The sequence below is a fragment of the Streptomyces sp. NPDC045956 genome, from assembly GCF_056430705.1.
The window spans coordinates 18,332-36,024 of sequence record NZ_JBWKKZ010000020.1 but is presented as its reverse complement, the minus strand read 5'-3'; the positions used below and the strand labels follow the sequence as shown (position 1 = coordinate 36,024).

At 74.1% G+C, this 17,693-nt stretch carries 14 protein-coding genes and 1 pseudogene; 12 read left to right on the top strand and 3 right to left on the bottom strand.

Features of this window, described 5'->3' with window-relative positions:
- From AC07FV_RS34435 to AC07FV_RS34420, 4 genes and pseudogenes are all read left to right on the top strand, one after another.
- Positions 1-167: pseudogene (locus tag AC07FV_RS34435) on the top strand (flavodoxin-dependent (E)-4-hydroxy-3-methylbut-2-enyl-diphosphate synthase); the annotation flags it as partial.
- 97 nt (positions 168-264) lie between these two features.
- Positions 265-1,113: a GNAT family N-acetyltransferase gene (locus AC07FV_RS34430; RefSeq protein ID WP_479091664.1), complete on the top strand. Its 849-nt coding sequence runs from the start codon at positions 265-267 to the stop codon at positions 1,111-1,113.
- Between the two features lie 176 nt (positions 1,114-1,289).
- On the top strand, positions 1,290-1,832 hold the full coding sequence (locus AC07FV_RS34425; RefSeq protein WP_479091663.1) for an N-acetyltransferase family protein: 543 nt from the start codon (positions 1,290-1,292) through the stop codon (positions 1,830-1,832).
- A gap of 73 nt (positions 1,833-1,905) precedes the next feature.
- Positions 1,906-3,609 (top strand): proline--tRNA ligase, encoded by a 1,704-nt coding sequence (locus tag AC07FV_RS34420; RefSeq protein ID WP_479091662.1) that lies wholly within the window; start codon positions 1,906-1,908, stop codon positions 3,607-3,609.
- A gap of 339 nt (positions 3,610-3,948) precedes the next feature.
- On the opposite strand, the gene AC07FV_RS34415 is transcribed toward AC07FV_RS34420, so the two are convergent.
- From AC07FV_RS34415 to AC07FV_RS34405, 3 genes are read right to left on the bottom strand one after another with little or no spacing between them, the layout of a single operon-like run.
- Positions 3,949-4,848 (bottom strand): aminoglycoside phosphotransferase family protein, encoded by a 900-nt coding sequence (locus tag AC07FV_RS34415; RefSeq protein ID WP_479091660.1) that lies wholly within the window; start codon positions 4,846-4,848, stop codon positions 3,949-3,951.
- A 39-nt stretch (positions 4,849-4,887) separates the two neighbouring features.
- Positions 4,888-5,406, bottom strand: a complete 519-nt coding sequence (locus tag AC07FV_RS34410) for a ferritin-like domain-containing protein (protein ID WP_479091659.1) — start codon at positions 5,404-5,406, stop codon at positions 4,888-4,890.
- Complete coding sequence (locus tag AC07FV_RS34405) at positions 5,403-5,936, bottom strand: hypothetical protein (protein WP_479091657.1); 534 nt, start codon at positions 5,934-5,936, stop codon at positions 5,403-5,405. Before AC07FV_RS34405 ends, AC07FV_RS34410 begins: the two co-directional genes overlap by 4 nt.
- Positions 5,937-6,212: 276 nt before the next feature.
- Here AC07FV_RS34405 and rimP point away from each other — a divergent pair, with 276 nt between their 5' ends.
- From rimP to AC07FV_RS34365, 8 genes are all read left to right on the top strand, one after another.
- A complete protein-coding gene (gene rimP, locus AC07FV_RS34400; RefSeq protein WP_479091656.1) occupies positions 6,213-6,749 on the top strand; it encodes a ribosome maturation factor RimP in 537 nt (178 codons plus the stop codon).
- 2 nt (positions 6,750-6,751) lie between these two features.
- Complete coding sequence (gene nusA / locus AC07FV_RS34395; RefSeq protein ID WP_383650751.1) at positions 6,752-7,762, top strand: transcription termination factor NusA; 1,011 nt, start codon at positions 6,752-6,754, stop codon at positions 7,760-7,762.
- A 102-nt stretch (positions 7,763-7,864) separates the two neighbouring features.
- Positions 7,865-8,146 (top strand): YlxR family protein, encoded by a 282-nt coding sequence (locus AC07FV_RS34390; RefSeq protein ID WP_356612645.1) that lies wholly within the window; start codon positions 7,865-7,867, stop codon positions 8,144-8,146.
- A 173-nt stretch (positions 8,147-8,319) separates the two neighbouring features.
- The gene (infB, locus tag AC07FV_RS34385) at positions 8,320-11,400 is read left to right on the top strand and encodes a translation initiation factor IF-2 (RefSeq protein ID WP_479091654.1); all 3,081 of its coding nucleotides are present in this window, start codon (positions 8,320-8,322) and stop codon (positions 11,398-11,400) included.
- 154 nt (positions 11,401-11,554) lie between these two features.
- Positions 11,555-11,848, top strand: a complete 294-nt coding sequence (locus AC07FV_RS34380) for a DUF503 domain-containing protein (RefSeq protein ID WP_356612674.1) — start codon at positions 11,555-11,557, stop codon at positions 11,846-11,848.
- Between the two features lie 37 nt (positions 11,849-11,885).
- Positions 11,886-12,365 carry a 30S ribosome-binding factor RbfA gene (gene rbfA / locus AC07FV_RS34375; protein WP_356612648.1) on the top strand — a complete coding sequence of 160 codons (480 nt, stop codon included), beginning with the start codon at positions 11,886-11,888 and terminating at the stop codon, positions 12,363-12,365.
- Positions 12,362-13,267 (top strand): tRNA pseudouridine(55) synthase TruB, encoded by a 906-nt coding sequence (gene truB / locus AC07FV_RS34370; protein ID WP_479091652.1) that lies wholly within the window; start codon positions 12,362-12,364, stop codon positions 13,265-13,267. The genes rbfA and truB overlap by 4 nt, the downstream gene beginning before the upstream one ends.
- A gap of 255 nt (positions 13,268-13,522) precedes the next feature.
- Positions 13,523-17,647, top strand: a complete 4,125-nt coding sequence (locus tag AC07FV_RS34365) for a hypothetical protein (protein WP_479091651.1) — start codon at positions 13,523-13,525, stop codon at positions 17,645-17,647.
- Positions 17,648-17,693 lie beyond the last annotated feature (46 nt).

Sequence of the window (17,693 nt, the reverse complement as noted above, 5' to 3'; positions counted from 1 at the left end):
CCTCGGGCAACGGCAAGGGGCAGATCTTCGTCAAGGGCGAGGTCATCAAGACCGTCCCCGAGTCCAAGATCGTGGAGACCCTCATCGAGGAGGCCATGAAGATCGCCGAGCAGATGGAGGCCGACGGTGTGGCCTCCGGCGAACCCTCGGTCGCGATCGCGGGCTGAACCCCCGCGCCTGCCGCGTCGCCCTCGGGGGCGGCGCGGCCTTTTTGCGGCAGGTACAGTGCGGGGACCAGCAGATCTCAGGGTGAGGCCCCCGCACGTGTTGACGCAGACCACATCCCGCGTGCTCGAACCGAACGATCTCGACGCCGCGCTGGCCATCCTCGGCCGTGAGCCGGTCGCTAACGCCTTCGTGACCGCCCGGGTGCAGATCGCGGGCCTCGACCCGTGGCGCCTCGGCGGCGAGATGTGGGGCTGGTACGAGCACGGCATGCTGACGTCCCTGTGCTACGCGGGCGCCAACCTCGTCCCCATCTGCGCGACCCCGCGTGCCGTCCGGGCCTTCGCCGACCGCGCCCGACGGGCCGGCCGCCGCTGCTCCTCGATCGTCGGCCCCGCCGACACCACGGCCCTCCTGTGGCGGCTCCTCGAACCGGGCTGGGGCCCGGCCCGCGAGGTCCGCACCCGGCAGCCCCTCATGGTCACCGACCGCATGCCGGCCGACATCGCCCCCGACCCGTACGTCCGCCGCGTCCGCAAGGACGAGATGGACCGGATCATGCCCGCCTGCGTGGCGATGTTCACCGAAGAGGTCGGCATCTCCCCGATGGCCGGCGACGGCGGACTGCTCTACCAGGCCCGGGTCGCCGAACTCGTCGGCTCCGGCCGCTCCTTCGCCCGCTTCGACGCCGACGGCAAGGTCGTCTTCAAGGCCGAGATCGGCGCCGCCACCGACCGCGCCTGCCAGATCCAGGGCGTCTGGGTCGCCCCCGAGTACCGCGGCAAGGGCCTCGCGGCCCCGGGCATGGCGGCGGTCCTGCGCTACGCCCTGGCGGACGTCGCCCCGGTGGCCAGCCTGTACGTCAACGACTTCAACACCGCGGCGCGACGCACGTACCGGCGGGTCGGCTTCCAGGAGGTCGGCACCTTCATGAGCGTGCTGTTCTGACGGTCCGGCGCGCGGGTGCCGTCCGGGGCACCCCGCCCGGCGCGGCTCACCCGTCGACGCCCCCTGCCACGCCCCACGCCCCGCGCCGACGCTCCCCGGGCGCTTCACCGGGCACCACCGCGAACGCCCCGCGACCCCGACGTGATCCTGCGGAAGGCCCGGGTAGGCTCCCCGCCATGGACCTCGTGATCGGCCCCCTGGACCTCGCCGCGCACGTGGACGAGGCCCTCGCGGTCCAAGCCGCCGCCTTCGGACTCGGCCCCGACGAGGTGGCCGTCCGCCGCCAGATCGTCCTGCGCCACATGACCCACCCGGGCGCCCGAGCGCTCGGCGCCACCGTCGGAGGCGACCTGGTCGGCTTCGTCTACGGCATGCCCAACGACCGCACCCAGTGGTGGTCCACCGTCGTCGAGCCCTACCTCCGCGCCGAGGGCAACGACTCCTGGCTCGACGACTCCTTCGTCATCACCGAACTCCACGTCCACCCGGCCCACCAGCACCGCGGCGCGGGCCGCACCCTGATCACCACGATCACCGACACCGCCGCCCAGCCCCGTTCGATCCTCTCCGCGATCGACACCGAAAGCCCCGCCCGCGGCCTCTACCGCTCCCTCGGCTACCAGGACCTCGCCCGCCGGGTCCTGTTCCCCAGCGCCCCCAAGCCGTACGCGGTGATGGGCGCCCCACTGCCCCTGCGCAGGCCCTCCGGCGGCCGATAACCGATTTCCGCGGGGATGGACCGCCCGGCTAACCTCCTAGCACCACCCTTACGCAGCAGGAGACACGAGAACCATGGCCAACGCACCGGTCCAGCGCATGTCGAAGTTGATGGCGAAGACGCTGCGCGACGACCCGGCGGACGCCGAGGTCCTCAGCCACAAGCTGCTGGTCCGCGCCGGGTACGTGCGCCGTACCGCCGCCGGCCTGTGGAGCTGGCTGCCCCTCGGCAAGAAGGTCCTCGGCAACATCGAGCGCATCGTGCGCGAGGAGATGGACGCCATCGGCGCCCAGGAGGTGCAGCTCCCCGCCCTGCTGCCGCGCGAGCCCTACGAGGCGACCGGCCGCTGGGACGAGTACGGCCCCGAGTTGTTCCGCCTCCAGGACCGCAAGGGCGGCGACTACCTCCTCGGCCCCACCCACGAGGAGATCTTCACCCTGCTGGTGAAGGACCAGGCGTCCTCCTACAAGGACCTGCCGGTCATCCTCTACCAGATCCAGAACAAGTACCGCGACGAGGCCCGCCCCCGGGCCGGCATCCTGCGCGGCCGCGAGTTCCTGATGAAGGACTCCTACTCCTTCGACGTCGCCGACGAGGGCCTGGCCGAGTCCTACGCCCTGCACCGCGCCGCCTACCAGCGCATCTTCGAGCGCCTCGGCCTCGACTACCGCATCTGCGCGGCGACCGCCGGCGCCATGGGCGGCTCCAAGTCCGAGGAGTTCCTCGCGCCCGCCGAGGCCGGCGAGGACACCTTCGCGGACTGCCCGAACTGCGACTTCGCCGCCAACACGGAGGCGATCACCTACGCGCTCACCCCGGTCGACGCGGCCGGTGTGCCCGCCGCCGAGGACATCCCCACCCCGGACACCCCCACCATCGAGACCCTGGCCGCCTCGCTCGGCGTCCCGGCCTCCGCGACCCTCAAGAACCTTCTCGTCAAGGTCGACGGCGAGATCGTCGCCGTGGGCGTCCCCGGCGACCGCGAGGTCGACCTGGACAAGGTGGAGGCGCACTTCGCCCCCGCCGCGGTCGAACTGGTCACCGCCGAGGACTTCGTGGGCCGCCCCGACCTGGTCCGCGGCTACGTCGGTCCGCAGGGCCTGGGCGACAAGGTCACGTACATCGCCGACCCGCGCGTGGCGCCGGGCACGGCGTGGATCACGGGCGCCAACAAGGAGCACACCCACGCCAGGAACGTCGTGGCGGGCCGCGACTTCGAGGTCGACGCGTACGTGGACGTCGTCGTGGTCCGGGACGGCGACCCGTGCCCCAAGTGCGGCACCGGTCTCACGCTGGACCGCGCCATCGAGATCGGCCACATCTTCCAGCTGGGCCGCAAGTACGCCGACGCCCTCAAGCTCGACGTCCTCGGCCAGAACGGCAAGCCGGCCCGCGTCACCATGGGCTCCTACGGCATCGGCGTCTCCCGTGCGGTGGCCGCCCTCGCCGAGCAGCACGCCGACGACAAGGGCCTCGTCTGGTCCCGGGAGGTCGCCCCGGCCGACGTCCACGTCGTCGCCGCGGGCAAGGCACTGCAGACCGAGCTGGCCCTGGAGGTCTCCGACAAGCTGGCCGCCGCCGGCCTCCGGGTCCTGGTCGACGAGCGTGCGGGCGTCTCCCCGGGCGTCAAGTTCACGGACGCCGAACTGATCGGCGTACCGCAGATCCTGGTCGCCGGACGCCGGTCCGCCGAGGGCGTGGTCGAGCTGAAGGACCGCCGCACCGGCGAGCGCGAGGAACTGACGGTCGACGAAGCGATCGCCCGCCTCACCGCCTGACCCACCGACCCGCAGGGGGGCGCCCGCATCGAGCGGGCGTCCCCCTGCGGCGTGCGCGGCCGCCCCGGCTCACGCGACGCTCCCGCCGCCCGCCCCGACCGGCCGGCGCCGTCTCGACCGAGGTCACGCACGTACCGCCTCCGCACCCACGTCCCCGAGCCGAGGGGCACAGCCCTCTGACCCTCGAAGACCTCATCAGCGGCGGCCCTGCGCCGGCTCCGCGCTGCACGCACGAGCGTCAGGCCCGGTCCCCGAGCAAGCGGGAGCGGTCCTCCGCGCCGGTTCCGTGAGGGACACACGAGCGGCACCCCGCCCGGCCCGCGGCGAGCGCCCCGCGCCCTACAGCCAGCCGGCGAACTCCAGCAGCAGTTCCGCGTCCTTCTCCCGGCCCACCCGACGCGCCCGCACGCCCGACTCGACCGCGCGGAACAGCGTCCAGCCGCGCAGCCGTTCCTGGTCGACGTCCAGCGACTCCGCGAGCCGCTTCACACGCCGCCGGGTCGTCGAGGCGCCCGACGGCTGGGCGATGAGATCCTCCACCCGGTCCCGCACCAACCGCGCGAGATCGAAGGCGCACTCGCCCACCACCGGGTCGGGACCCACGGCCAGCCACGGCGTCCGGTCCCCGGCGAGCACCTTGCTCTGCCGGAACGTGCCGTGCAGCAACCGCTGTTCCGGCGGCGCGGCCAACAGCTCCCCGCGGGCCGTGAGCGCCGCGTCGACCAGCGGGGCCGTCTGCGCGTCGGCCGCCGCACCCGCCCGCATCGCGTCGGCCTGCCGCCCGGTCCGCTCCGCCACGGTCTCGAAGGCGTGACCGGCGGGCGGCTCCACCCACAGCCGCCGCAGCGTGCCCGCGGCCTCCAGCAACGCCTTCGCCTCCGGCAGCGACCGCACCGACACGTCCGGATGCAGCCGCTCCAGCAGCAGAACGCCCTCCGTGGCCTCCTCGTCGAGGAGCCGCACCGCGCCCTTCCCGGCCCAGTGGGCGAGCGCGGCCCGCTCGCTCTCCGGCCGCGCCCTGCGCGGGGCCAGCTTCAGCACCGCGGGCGTCCCGTCGGCCGTCCGCACCAGGACCACCAGGCTGCTGCGCCCCCCGGGCACCTGCACCCGCTCCACGGTCGACCCCCGCAGCGCCACGGCCCGCTCGGCCGCCCCGGGCAGCCTCTCCAACCAGTCGTCACCGTCCGGTGCCGTCTCACCGAGCGCCGTGACCAGACGCCGCGGCGGTTCGAAAGCCATGCGCGAGCCGTTCCCTTCCCGTACGGACACCCGTACGTGTTACGCGGTCGGAGCCGCCGAAGCGGTGGGCGGGGCGGACGCCGGGTCCGGGGACGAGTCCGACGCCGTGTCCGGCGCCGACGGGCCGCCGGCCCGCTCCGCGAGCCCAGGGAAGGCTACGCTCCCGCCCCGCCACCGCACCGCCCGGACCGCCGCCTCCCGCAGCGCCCCCGCGGCGGCCGTCCGCCGCTCGCCTTCGGCGGCCCGCACCAGGTCGGAGTAGACCCCGGCCACCCGGTCCTCCAGCTCGGCCGCGAGCCGCACCGCCGTCGCCGAGTCCGGCACCGTGAACGGCAGCGCGTACCCGGCCGCCGCGGCGACCGGCTCGCCCCCGAGGTCGCGGACCTCGCGAGCCAGCGCGTCCCGCCGCGCCCGGTGCGCGTCGTACGCCGTCCGCGCCTCGGAGCGCCGCTCCTCGCCGACCCGCCCGCCGACGACCCCGTAGCCGTACACCGCGGCGTGCTCCGCCGCCAGCGCCGCCTGCACGGCGGTCAGCTCCCTGTCCTCCGCCTCGCTCACCCGTCACCCTCCGTCAGCAGATACACGTGCGCGGCGCCCGCCGCCGCCACCGACGCCAGCAACCGCGCCAGTTCGCCCGGCACTTGGAGCAGCGCCTCGGCCCGCCGGTCCGCCAGCTTCCGCTCCGCGACGACGAGCAGGGCCAGGGCGTCCTTCTCGCTCGCCGGCACCGGACCGGACCCGTCCTGGGGCCCGGCGGCCCGCGCCGAGACCGACGGCGACGCCTGCGGTGACGCGGCCCGTACGCCGCCGAACGCCTCCGCGTGCCGTACGACCTCCGCGCGCAGCGGGCGCAACCGCTCCGCGAGCCCCGGATGCGCGGCGGCCACCGCCGCGTAACGCCCGGCCAGCTCCTCGCTGTCCCGGGCCGCCCGCGCGCGGGCCCGCTCGACGGCAGACGCGTCGGCGTCCGTGCCGCCGGAATCCGAGCCGCCGGTGCAGCCGGTGAGCAGGGCGACCCCGGCGGCCGACGCGAGCAGGCTCCTTCTGCGCGGCCCCGGGGCCGGGCGCGGCGATGCGGCAAACGACACGGCAGACGTCCTCGACAGGCTCGTACGGAAGCGACGGCAAAGCGGCGGGTGAGGCGATGGTGAACGACCGGGTGCGGCGGTGCGGAAGAGCAGCGGGCGGCGGCCGGGACCAGCGGTGCGGCCTGCCCGTGATCACGGTACCCGGGCGGTGCCCGGGCACCACTCATCGGCACCGCCGGGCCGGGGGTGGACGGCAACACCCCCCGGGACCGGATACCCTTTGACCAGACACGCGCACCGTCCCACAACAGCACACGCGGCCGAGGAGTCACCCGGATGAGCACCACCCAGAGCGACAGGCTGCGAGAGCTGCTCGAGCCGCTCGTCGCCTCCCAGGGACTGGACCTCGAGGAGATCGCGGTGGACTCGGTCGGCCGCAAGCGTGTGCTGCGTGTCGTCGTCGACTCCGACACCGGAGCCGACCTGGACCGGATCGCCGATGTGAGCCGCGCGCTCTCGGCGAAGCTCGACGAGACCGACGCGATGGGCGACGCGGAGTACACCCTCGAGGTCGGCACCCCGGGCGCGGAGCGCTCGCTCACCGAGCACCGCCACTACGTGCGCGCCACGGACCGCCTGGTGCGCTTCCAGCTCGGGGAGGGCGGTGAACTGGTCGCCCGCATCCTCGGCCTGGACGACGAGGGACTCGACCTCGAAGTGCCCGGCGTGAAGGGCCGCAAGGCCACCACCCGCAGACTCGCCTTCGGCGACATCGACAAGGCCCGCGTCCAGGTCGAGTTCAACCGCAAGGACGACGGCGGCAAGAACAGCATGAAGAACGACGAGAACACGACGGAAGAGGAGGAGGCGTAGCCGTGGACATCGACATGAGCGCCCTGCGGGGTCTGGTGCGGGAGAAGGAGATCTCCTTCGACCTGCTGGTCGAGGCGATCGAGTCGGCCCTCCTCATCGCCTACCACCGCACCGAGGGAAGCCGCCGACGCGCGCGCGTGGAGCTCGACCGGAACACCGGCCATGTGACCGTGTGGGCGAAGGAGGACCCGGACGACCTCGAGGAGGGCCAGGCGGCCCGCGAGTTCGACGACACCCCGTCCGACTTCGGCCGCATCGCCGCCACCACCGCCAAGCAGGTCATCCTGCAACGGCTGCGCGACGCCGAGGACGACGCGACGCTCGGCGAGTACGCCGGCCGTGAGGGCGACATCGTCACGGGCGTGGTCCAGCAGGGCCGCGACCCGAAGAACGTGCTCGTCGACATCGGCAAGCTGGAGGCCATCCTTCCGGTGCAGGAGCAGGTGCCGGGCGAGACCTACCCGCACGGCATGCGCTTGAGGTCGTACGTCGTCCGCGTGGCCAAGGGCGTGCGCGGTCCCTCCGTGACGCTGTCGCGCACCCACCCCAACCTGGTGAAGAAGCTGTTCGCGCTGGAGGTGCCGGAGATCGCCGACGGGTCCGTCGAGATCTCCGCGATCGCCCGCGAGGCCGGCCACCGCACCAAGATCGCCGTCCGCTCCACCCGCTCGGGCCTGAACGCCAAGGGTGCCTGCATCGGCCCCATGGGCGGCCGGGTGCGCAACGTCATGGGTGAGCTGAACGGCGAGAAGATCGACATCGTCGACTGGTCGGACGACCCGGCCGAGATGGTGGCGAACGCGCTCTCCCCGGCCCGCGTCTCCAAGGTGGAGGTCGTGGACCTGGCGGCCCGCTCCGCACGCGTGATCGTGCCCGACTACCAGCTGTCGCTGGCGATCGGCAAGGAAGGGCAGAACGCCCGGCTCGCGGCCCGGCTGACCGGCTGGCGGATCGACATCCGGCCGGACACCGAGCAGCCCTCCGACCGCCCGGCGGACGAGCGCGGGGAATAGATCCAAGCCGCGCGGCGCTGAGATCACGACAGTCTGGCGTGCGGTATGTGTTCGATGCTTGCCCTGAAGGGGTGAGGTCGGTCCGGGGAGGTAGACTTAGAAGTGTCTGGCCGGACACGTACCCGAGCCTGCCCTGAGCGCACCTGCGTGGGGTGCCGGGAGCGAGCGGTCAAGAGCGAGCTGCTGCGCACCGTGGTGGTCGAGGGTGAATGCGCCCCTGATCCACGCGGTACGCTGCCCGGCCGGGGTGCTTACGTGCACCCCGCACCGGTCTGTGTCGACCAGGCAGTGCGCCGCAAGGCGTTCCCGCGGGCGCTCCGCGTCCCGGGTCCGCTCGACGTAAAGGCGTTGCGCCGCTACGTCGAGCAGGCACAAAGTTGCTGAAAGCAGCACGTAGGCAACTGGTAAGGAAGACACGCCGCGCGAAACCCCGTGCGGCTTGGTACCTCGCGAGTCGAAAGCAGGTCGAGATTGCGATGAGCACTCGATGAGTACGCGATGAGTACGCCCATGAACTAGCGACGGTCCGGACGCAACCCGGACCTCAGAGGAGCGAAGTGGCTAAGGTCCGGGTCTACGAACTCGCCAAGGAGTTCGGTGTAGAGAGCAAGGTCGTCATGGCCAAGCTCCAGGAACTCGGTGAGTTCGTCCGTTCGGCGTCTTCGACGATCGAGGCGCCCGTAGTACGCAAGCTGACAGACGCCTTCCAGGGCGGTGGCAACGGCCGGTCCGCCGGTCGCCCCGCAGCCCCGAAGAAGGCAGCCCCCAGGCCCGCGGCGCCCTCCCCGGCGCAGGCGGCGCGTCCGGCTGCCCCGCGTCCGGCGGCGGCCCCCAAGCCCGAGGCTGCCCAGCAGCCCGAGGCTCCGTCGGCCCCCGCGCCGGCTCCCGCGCCGGCTCCCTCCCAGGGGTCGCGTCCGACGCCGGGCCCGAGGCCCGCGCCGCGTCCGGCCCCGGCCACCCCGGAGTTCACCGCTCCGCCGGCCGCCCCGGCCGCTCCCGCCGCCTCGACTCCGGCTCCGGCCGGACCGAAGCCCGGCGGTGCGCGTCCCGGTGCCCCCAAGCCCGGTGGCAGCCGTCCGTCCGGTCCGGGTCAGGACCGCGGTCAGCAGGGCGGCCAGGGCCGTCCCGGTGGCCAGCGTCCCGGCGCCCCGGCGCAGCGTCCCGGCGGTCGCCCCGGCGGCCCCCGTCCGGGCAACAACCCCTTCACCTCCGGCGGCAACGCCGGTATGGCGCGTCCGCAGGCGCCCCGTCCGCAGGGCGGCCCCCGTCCCGGCGGCCCCGGTGCCCCCGGCGCCGGACCCCGGCCGCAGACTCCCGGCGGCCAGGGCGGCGGTCCCCGTCCCCAGGCTCCGGGCGGCAACCGTCCGAGCCCCGGCTCGATGCCGCGTCCGCAGGGCGGCCAGGGCGGTCCCCGTCCCGGCGGCGGCCCGCGTCCCAACCCCGGCATGATGCCGCAGCGTCCCGCTGCCGGCCCGCGCCCCGGCCCCGGTGGCGGCGGTCGCGGACCCGGCGGTGCCGGTCGTCCCGGCGGCGGCGGTCGTCCCGGTGGCGGCGGCGGCTTCGCCGGTCGTCCGGCCGGTCCCGGTGGCGGCGGTCGTCCCGGTGGCGGCGGCGGCTTCGCCGGTCGTCCCGGTGGTGGCGGCGGCTTCGGCGGCGGCGGTGGCCGTCCCGGCTTCGGTGGCCGTCCCGGCGGTCCCGGTGGCCGTGGTGGCACGCAGGGCGCCTTCGGTCGTCCCGGCGGTCCCGCGCGTCGCGGTCGCAAGTCGAAGCGGCAGAGGCGCCAGGAGTACGAGGCCATGCAGGCCCCGTCGGTCGGCGGCGTGATGCTGCCCCGCGGCAACGGCGAAGCCATTCGCCTGTCGCGCGGTGCCTCGCTCACCGACTTCGCGGAGAAGATCAACGCCAACCCGGCGTCGCTCGTCGCGGTCATGATGAACCTCGGCGAGATGGTCACCGCGACCCAGTCCGTCTCCGACGAGACGCTCCAGCTCCTCGCCGGCGAGATGAACTACACGGTTCAGATCGTCAGCCCGGAGGAGGAGGACCGCGAGCTGCTCGAGTCCTTCGACCTGGAGTTCGGCGAGGACGAGGGCTCCGAGGAGGACCTGGTCGTCCGTCCGCCGGTCGTGACCGTCATGGGTCACGTCGACCACGGTAAGACCCGACTGCTCGACGCCATCCGCAAGACGAACGTCATCGCGGGCGAGGCCGGCGGCATCACCCAGCACATCGGTGCCTACCAGGTCGCGACCGAGGTCAACGACGAAGAGCGCAAGATCACCTTCATCGACACCCCGGGTCACGAGGCGTTCACCGCAATGCGTGCCCGTGGTGCCCGGTCGACGGACATCGCGATCCTGGTCGTCGCGGCCAACGACGGCGTCATGCCGCAGACGGTCGAGGCGCTCAACCACGCCAAGGCCGCCGAGGTCCCGATCGTCGTCGCGGTCAACAAGATCGACGTCGAGGGTGCCGACCCGACCAAGGTGCGCGGTCAGCTGACCGAGTACGGCCTGGTGGCCGAGGAGTACGGCGGCGACACCATGTTCGTCGACATCTCCGCCAAGCAGGGTCTGCACATCGACTCGCTGCTGGAGGCCGTGGTCCTCACGGCCGACGCCTCGCTCGACCTGCGGGCCAACCCGCACCAGGACGCGCAGGGCATCTCGATCGAGTCCCGCCTCGACCGCGGCCGCGGTGCCGTGGCGACGGTCCTCGTGCAGCGAGGCACCCTGCGGGTCGGCGACACGATGGTGGTGGGCGACGCCTACGGCCGCGTCCGCGCCATGCTCGACGACAACGGCAACAACGTCGCCGAGGCCGGTCCCTCGACGCCGGTCCAGGTCCTCGGCCTGACCAACGTCCCGGGTGCCGGTGACAACTTCATCGTGGTCGAGGAGGACCGTACGGCCCGCCAGATCGCGGAGAAGCGCGCCGCCCGCGAGCGGAACGCCGCGTTCGCCAAGCGCACGCGCCGCGTGTCGCTGGAGGACCTGGACAAGGTGCTCAAGGCCGGCGAGGTCCAGCAGCTGAACCTGATCATCAAGGGTGACGCTTCCGGTTCCGTCGAGGCTCTCGAGTCCTCGCTGCTCCAGCTGGACGTCGGCGAAGAGGTCGACATCCGCGTCCTGCACCGCGGCGTCGGTGCGGTCACGGAGTCCGACATCGACCTGGCGATGGGCTCCGACGCCATCGTGATCGGCTTCAACGTGCGCGCCGCCGGGCGGGCACAGCAGATGGCCGAGCGCGAAGGTGTGGACGTCCGGTACTACTCGGTCATCTACCAGGCGATCGAGGAGATCGAGGCGGCCCTCAAGGGCATGCTCAAGCCGGAGTACGAAGAGGTCGAGCTGGGCACGGCGGAGATCCGCGAGGTCTTCCGCTCGTCCAAGCTGGGCAACATCGCGGGTGTTCTCATCCGCTCCGGCGAGGTCAAGCGCAACACCAAGGCGCGCCTCCTGCGCGATGGCAAGGTCATCGCGGAGAGCCTCAACATCGAGGGTCTGCGTCGCTTCAAGGACGACGTCACCGAGATCCGGGAAGGCTACGAGGGCGGTATCAACCTCGGAAACTTCAACGACATCAAGGTCGACGACGTCATCGCGACGTACGAGATGCGCGAGAAGCCGCGGGTGTAACAGCCCCGACTTCCGAGACGGTGCGGTCCGGGGCCGGTCGGCGGAGAGTGAATATCCGTCGATCGGCCCCGGCCGTTCGTTGTACGGTTCTGGTGTCCCCGCCCCATGGATGGCGGGGCCACCGATCCCGTACCGGCGGGTGAACCGGTTACACATGTATGTGGGGACGCTGTCCTTCGACCTCCTCCTCGGCGACGTACATTCGCTGAAGGAGAAGCGCTCCGTCGTCCGCCCGATCGTCGCCGAACTCCAGCGGAAGTACGCGGTGAGCGCGGCGGAGGTGGATCACATGAACCTGCACCGCCGGGCCGTCATCGGCCTGGCGACGGTGTCCGGCGACGCGGGGCACCTCAGTGACGTACTCGACCGGTGCGAACGGCTGGTGGCCGGCCGCCCCGAGGTGGAGCTGCTGTCCGTCAGACGGCGCTTCCACGGCGAAGACGACTGACCGAGAACGAGAAGAAGAAAGAACGGGAGACGGACCAGTGGCCGACAACGCGCGGGCGAAAAGGCTGGCGGACCTCATCCGAGAGGTGGTGGCCCAGAAGCTGCAGCGCGGGATCAAGGACCCGCGGCTCGGCTCGCACGTCACCATCACGGACACCCGGGTCACGGGTGACCTGCGGGAGGCGACCGTCTTCTACACGGTGTACGGCGACGACGAGGAGCGCGCCGCCGCCTCGGCGGGCCTGGAGAGCGCCAAGGGAATCCTGCGCTCCGAGGTCGGCAAGGCCGCGGGCGTGAAGTTCACCCCGACCCTGACCTTCGTCATGGACGCCCTGCCGGACACCGCCCGCAACATCGAGGACCTCCTCGACAAGGCGCGCCAGTCCGACGAGAAGGTGCGCGAGGCGTCCGCGGGCGCCGCGTACGCCGGCGAGGCGGACCCGTACCGCAAGCCGGGCGAGGACGACGAGGCCGACGAGGTCGTCGAGGGCGACGAGACGGACGACACCGCTAAATGAGCGAGAAGCACACCACGCCCGACGGCCTTGTCATCGTCGACAAGCCGTCGGGCTTCACTTCGCACGACGTCGTCGCCAAGATGCGGGGCATCGCCCGGACGCGGCGCGTCGGGCACGCCGGCACGCTCGACCCCATGGCGACGGGCGTCCTGGTCCTCGGCGTGGAGCGGGCCACCAAGCTCCTCGGGCACCTCGCCCTCACCGAGAAGGAGTACCTGGGCACCATCAGGCTCGGGCAGACGACGCCGACCGACGACGCCGAGGGCGAGATCACGAGGTCGGTCGACGCCTCGAAGGTCACCCGGGAGTCCGTCGACGCGGCCGTCGCCGAGCTGACCGGCGAGATCATGCAGGTGCCGTCCAAGGTCAGCGCCATCAAGATCAACGGCGTGCGGTCCTACAAGCGGGCGCGCGAGGGCGAGGAGTTCGAGATCCCCGCCCGCCCCGTCACCGTCTCCTCCTTCGCGGTGTACGACGTCCGGGACGCCGTCGCCGAGGACGGCACCCCCGTGCTGGACCTGGTGGTCTCGGTGGTCTGCTCCTCCGGGACCTACATCCGGGCCCTGGCCCGCGACCTGGGCGCCGCCGTCGGCGTCGGCGGTCACCTCACGGCGCTGCGCCGCACCCGCGTGGGGCCGTACAAGCTGGACACGGCGAAGACGCTGGACCAGCTCCAGCAGGAGCTGACCGTGATGCCGATCGCGGAGGCCGCCGGTGCCGCCTTCCCCCGCTGGGACGTGGACGCCAAGCGGGCCCGACTGCTCCTCAACGGCGTACGGCTGGAGATGCCCGAGGTCTACGCGGGCGCAGGTGCCGTAGCCGTCTTCGACCCCGAGGGCCGCTTCCTCGCGCTCGTGGAGGAGCAGCGGGGCAGGGCCAAGAGCCTGGCCGTCTTCGGCTGAGCCGGCCCGCCGCCGGACCCCGCCCGTGGAGCGGCGACCACGGGGACTACCACTGCCGCCGCTCCACGGTCCCCCTCGGTTCCCCCACCTCCTAGGGTGTATCCAACCTTCCCCTCCTGTTCACCCGTCCGGGCAGGCGCTCGGAGTGAACCAGGGGTGTGGAAGGGGGCGCTTTCGTCACGGGACCTGTCCCGCTGATCATCATCGGCCTACCGTCGAACGCACAGCACGGGTGTACGGCGGGGAGGCTCGACGATGGCGTCGCGGAACCGGTCCCGGGAGGCGGACAGCGACAGGGCGGCACGGCGGTCCCGGGCCGGCCTCCAGGACGCGCGCGACGATGCGCGGGCCCCGGAAGCCGGCCCGGGGCGGTGCCCGCCCGACGACGTCCTGCTCCGGATCCACGACCTCGCCGGCCGCCCCCGCGGCGCGGGGTTCGTCGCCGACCACCACGGGACGGTGGTCACCAGCCACGAAGCGGTCGACGGTCTGCCCCGGCTCGTGCTGAGCACCGCCGGCGGCCGCTGCCGTGTGGTGGCCGCCGCCGACGTGACGCCGCTGCCCGCCCTCGGCCTCGCACTCGTGCGCGGTGCGGGCCTCGGCGTCCGGCCGCTGCCCATCAGCGCACGGGACCGCGTGGAGGCGGGCACCTACGTGCGGCTCGCCGCCGGCGGCTGGCGCGAGGCCCGGCTCCTGGGCGCCACCGACGTCCACTACGCGGCCACGGACCGCTTCCACGTCCTCCGTGACGCGCTGGAGCTGGCGCTCGGCATCTCGGGAAGGGACGCGCTGCGTCTCGGCGGGGGCGCGGCGGGCGGACCCGTCCTCGACCTCACGACCGGCGCGGTCCTCGGCGTCCTCGGCACCGCCCTGAGTTCCGGACACAGCGACGTCGGCTTCGCCGTGCCGCTGCCGCCTGCCCCCGGCCCCCTCGCCGCCCTCCTCGCGGAGAACGCGGCGACGGTCCCGGCCTACGGCGCCGACCTGAACCTGGCCGGCGTCCTCGCGCTCACCGCGACCTCGGTGGGGCGGGACGGTCCGCCGGGGGTGCCCGGCGGTGAAGGTTCCGGCCCGGGCGGGTTCCGGGTCGGCGTCGAGGCCGACGGCAGTGGTGGCGCCGCTGCCGTGGCCCCGGTCGAGCGGGCCGCCGTGGCGAGGGAGCTGACCGCCTTCACCAGCAGCCCCGCCCGTGTGCTCGGGCTGGTCGGCCCACCGGGCAGCGGCCGCACGACGGAACTGGCGGCCCTCGCCGCCCGCCGCTCCCGGGGCGCCGAACCGGCCCCCACGCTGTGGCTGCGGGGCGCCGAGCTGCGTGACGACGACAGGTCGCCGGCCGACGCGGCGCGCAGGGTGCTGGCCCGGGCCGCACGTCTCGTGGCCGCGTCGGACCCCGCACGTCCCACGGGCCTCGGCGACATCACGCCGGAGCGCCTCGCCCACCTCGCCCGCGCCGCCGGGCGCCCGCTCCTGCTCCTTCTCGACGGCCCCGAGGAGATGCCGGCCGCCTTGGCCCACCGCCTCCCCGAGTGGACCGAGGGCACGGCGGCCTGGCTCGCGGAGACGGGGACACGGCTCGTCATGGCCTGCCGGGGCGAGTACTGGGAGCGGGCCGGCGCGGAGTTCCCGGCGGAGCTGCTGTACGGGTCGGTGAGGCGGGCGTCGTCTTCGGCGGCCTGTGTGGGGGAGTGGCGGGCGGGGCGAGGGGCGGGGGTGCGGTGGCCCTCTTCCGTCTCCGTCTCCGGGGCGTCGGGAGTGGGGGTCGTCGCCGGTGAGGCGTCGGGTGCGGAGGCGGCCGTCGGCGGTCCGAGTGCCCGGGCGGTCGTCGTAGGGGAGTCGGCGGGCGGGGCGCGGTGGCCCTCCTCCGGCTCCGGGGCAGCGGGAGTGGGGGTCGTCGCCGGTGAGGCGTCGGGTGCGGAGGCGGCCGTCGGCGGTCCGAGTGCCCGGGCGGTCGTCGTAGGGGAGCCGGCGGGCGGGGTGCGGTGGCCCTCGTCCGGCTCCGGGGCGGGCGGTCCGTTCGGTGGGCGTGTCCCGTCGTCCGGGATCGTCTTGACCGGGTTGCCGTCCGGGGCCGTCGGGGGCGGGTCGTCGGCCGGGGCCGTGTCGGGGGCGGCCGGGGCGTCGTCCGAAGGCGTCGGTTCTCCGCCGGAGGCGGACCGGATGCCGTCCAGGGTGCAGGCCGCCCCTGTCGGGACCCGGGCCGTGGCGGTCCGGGCGTCGGGCGAACCGATCGGCGTGGGGCGTCCGCCCTGTGTCCGCGTCGGCGACCTGCGCGACGACGAGGCCCGGGAGGCGCGCGCCCGCTACGGCCTGCCGGACGGAGTCCTCGCGGACCCGGACGACCGACACCCCCTCACGCTGCGCCTGCTCGCGGAGGTCTACGAGGCCCTCCCCGGCCCCCCACCCCTCGTCGGCCTCGACCGGGACGGGGTCTTCGCGGCCTACCTGGACCTGATGTGCCTGCGCGTCGCGACCCGCCTCGCGGCGGAGAACGGCCTGCGCGGCACCGCCGTACGCCGACTAGCGGCGAAGGTCTCCGGGCAGGTGCACGAGGCCGCCCGGCGCAGCCTCGGCCCCGGGCGGGGGGAGCTGGACCGCGAGTCGTTCGAGCTCCTCTTCCCGCCGGGGCAGGCCCCCGCCCGGCTCGGTGGCGGCACCGGCTGGGCGACCGCCGTACTGGCCGAGGGCCTCCTCGTCCCCGCCGGCGCCGGCTACCGCTTCGCGCACGAGGAACTCGCCGACTGGATCCAGGGCACGCACCTCGACCTGGACGAGGCCCTGCGCGCCCTCGTCCACCACCGCGGTACGCTGCGCGAACCCCAAGCCCTGCCCGTGCCGCACCACCGCATCGGCCCCGTCGCCGAGGCGGTACTGCTGCTCGGCCGGCAACGCGGAGTCCCCCAACTCGCCCTGACCCTGGAAGAGCTGGTCACCGCGCTCGACGCAGACCCGCATTCCTGGTGGGCCGCACGGCTGGTCGCCGACGTGCTGACTCGGGTGCCCGACGCGGGGCCGTACACGGAGGTGCTGCGGCTGCTCGCCGACGGCATCGCCGAACGCGGCGGTGAAAGGCGGACGCCGGAGGAGTTCGGCCCCGCCTTCTGGACCACCCTGCGCCTTCCGCAAGCCACGCGCCTGGACCTGCTCCGCCGCCTCGTCCTAGCCGACGGCCCCCCGCACGAGCCCGGCCCCCGCCACCTCGACACCGTCGCCGAACTGCTGGCCGCGGACCCCGGAACCGTGCAGCCGCTCCTCCTCCGCTGGTTCGACGACGATCGGCCCCTGCCCGCCACCCCGCACGCGACCGTCGCCACCGCCGCGCAGGCGCTGCTGCACACCCACCGCCACCGCGGTCTGGACGGCCTCACCGAGGCACTCGTCGACAGCCCGCACCGGCGGGCCGACGAACTGCTCGCCGTCCTGGCCGAGGACGAACCGTCCGCCCTCTGCCGGGCCGTCGAGCGGTGGGCCCGCGACGAGCGGCCGGCACGCCGATCGGCGGCGGTGACCCACGCCCTGCGCACCGCCCCGCACGCACGGACCGGCGCAGACCGCACCCTGCTGCGCCACGCCGCCCTGGTCCTGCTCGCCGGCCCGGCCGACGATCCCCTGCACGGCGGCGCGCTCGCCCTGCTCGTCCAGGACCCCGAGAGCCGCGACCGCCACCTCCCGAGGGCCCTCGACCACTTCGCGGCCGGCGACCCCCACCTCCCGCCGGGCGCCATGGCCGCCGCCCTGCCGACCCACCCGGAGCCCGTCCTCGGGGCCTTCCGCGCCCGGCTGCGCGGCCCGGACTCCGGGGAGGCCCTGCGCGGACTCACCGACGCCACCACGCCTGCGCTCGCCCGACGGGTCGCCGTCCTCCTGGGGGACGCGGTGGCGGAGCGCCCGGAGACCGCCGGGCACATGGCGGCCTACGTCGACCGGCGACTCGACCACGACCCCGCTGCCCGCTCCGTCCTCCACCCCCTGGTCACCGCCCTGCTGGACGACGGCCCCGAGCCCGTACGGGCCGCGCTCGCCGGTGTACTGGCCGCCGACGGCCCGCCCGGCCGCGGGCCGCTCCGCCGCGAGCTGCGCGAACACCTCCTGGCCCGCGAGCAGGACCCCGCCGTCCTGGACGCGCTGCTGCACGGGGCCGTCCGCTGCGGAGGCGAGCACCTGCGCGTCCTCGTCCACCGCACCGGCCTGCTCCTCGTCCGCACGCCGGACGGCGCCACCCGTTTCGACCGCGGTCTGGTCGAGCTGGCACGCCACGTCCCCGGATTCGCCGCCCGGGTGACCGGCTGGCTGGCCGACGCACCGCAGGACTGGGCCGCGCTGGTGGGCCCCAGCGCGCGCCGCACCCTCGAGAATCTGGCGGGCGCCCGGGTCCCCGCGTGACCGGGGCCCGCTCCGCGGGGCGTGCACCCGGTCACAGCGCGCATAC

What these genes read in the sequence shown, in the direction of transcription:
- AC07FV_RS34425 (WP_479091663.1), top strand. Translation starts at nt 1,290, where the DNA reads ATGGACCTCGTGATCGGCCCCCTGGACCTCGCCGCGCACGTGGACGAG.
- AC07FV_RS34420 (WP_479091662.1), top strand. Translation starts at nt 1,906, where the DNA reads ATGGCCAACGCACCGGTCCAGCGCATGTCGAAGTTGATGGCGAAGACG.
- AC07FV_RS34415 (WP_479091660.1), bottom strand. Translation starts at nt 4,848, where the DNA reads ATGGCTTTCGAACCGCCGCGGCGTCTGGTCACGGCGCTCGGTGAGACG.
- rimP (WP_479091656.1), top strand. Translation starts at nt 6,213, where the DNA reads ATGAGCACCACCCAGAGCGACAGGCTGCGAGAGCTGCTCGAGCCGCTC.
- AC07FV_RS34380 (WP_356612674.1), top strand. Translation starts at nt 11,555, where the DNA reads ATGTATGTGGGGACGCTGTCCTTCGACCTCCTCCTCGGCGACGTACAT.
- truB (WP_479091652.1), top strand. Translation starts at nt 12,362, where the DNA reads ATGAGCGAGAAGCACACCACGCCCGACGGCCTTGTCATCGTCGACAAG.
- AC07FV_RS34365 (WP_479091651.1), top strand. Translation starts at nt 13,523, where the DNA reads ATGGCGTCGCGGAACCGGTCCCGGGAGGCGGACAGCGACAGGGCGGCA.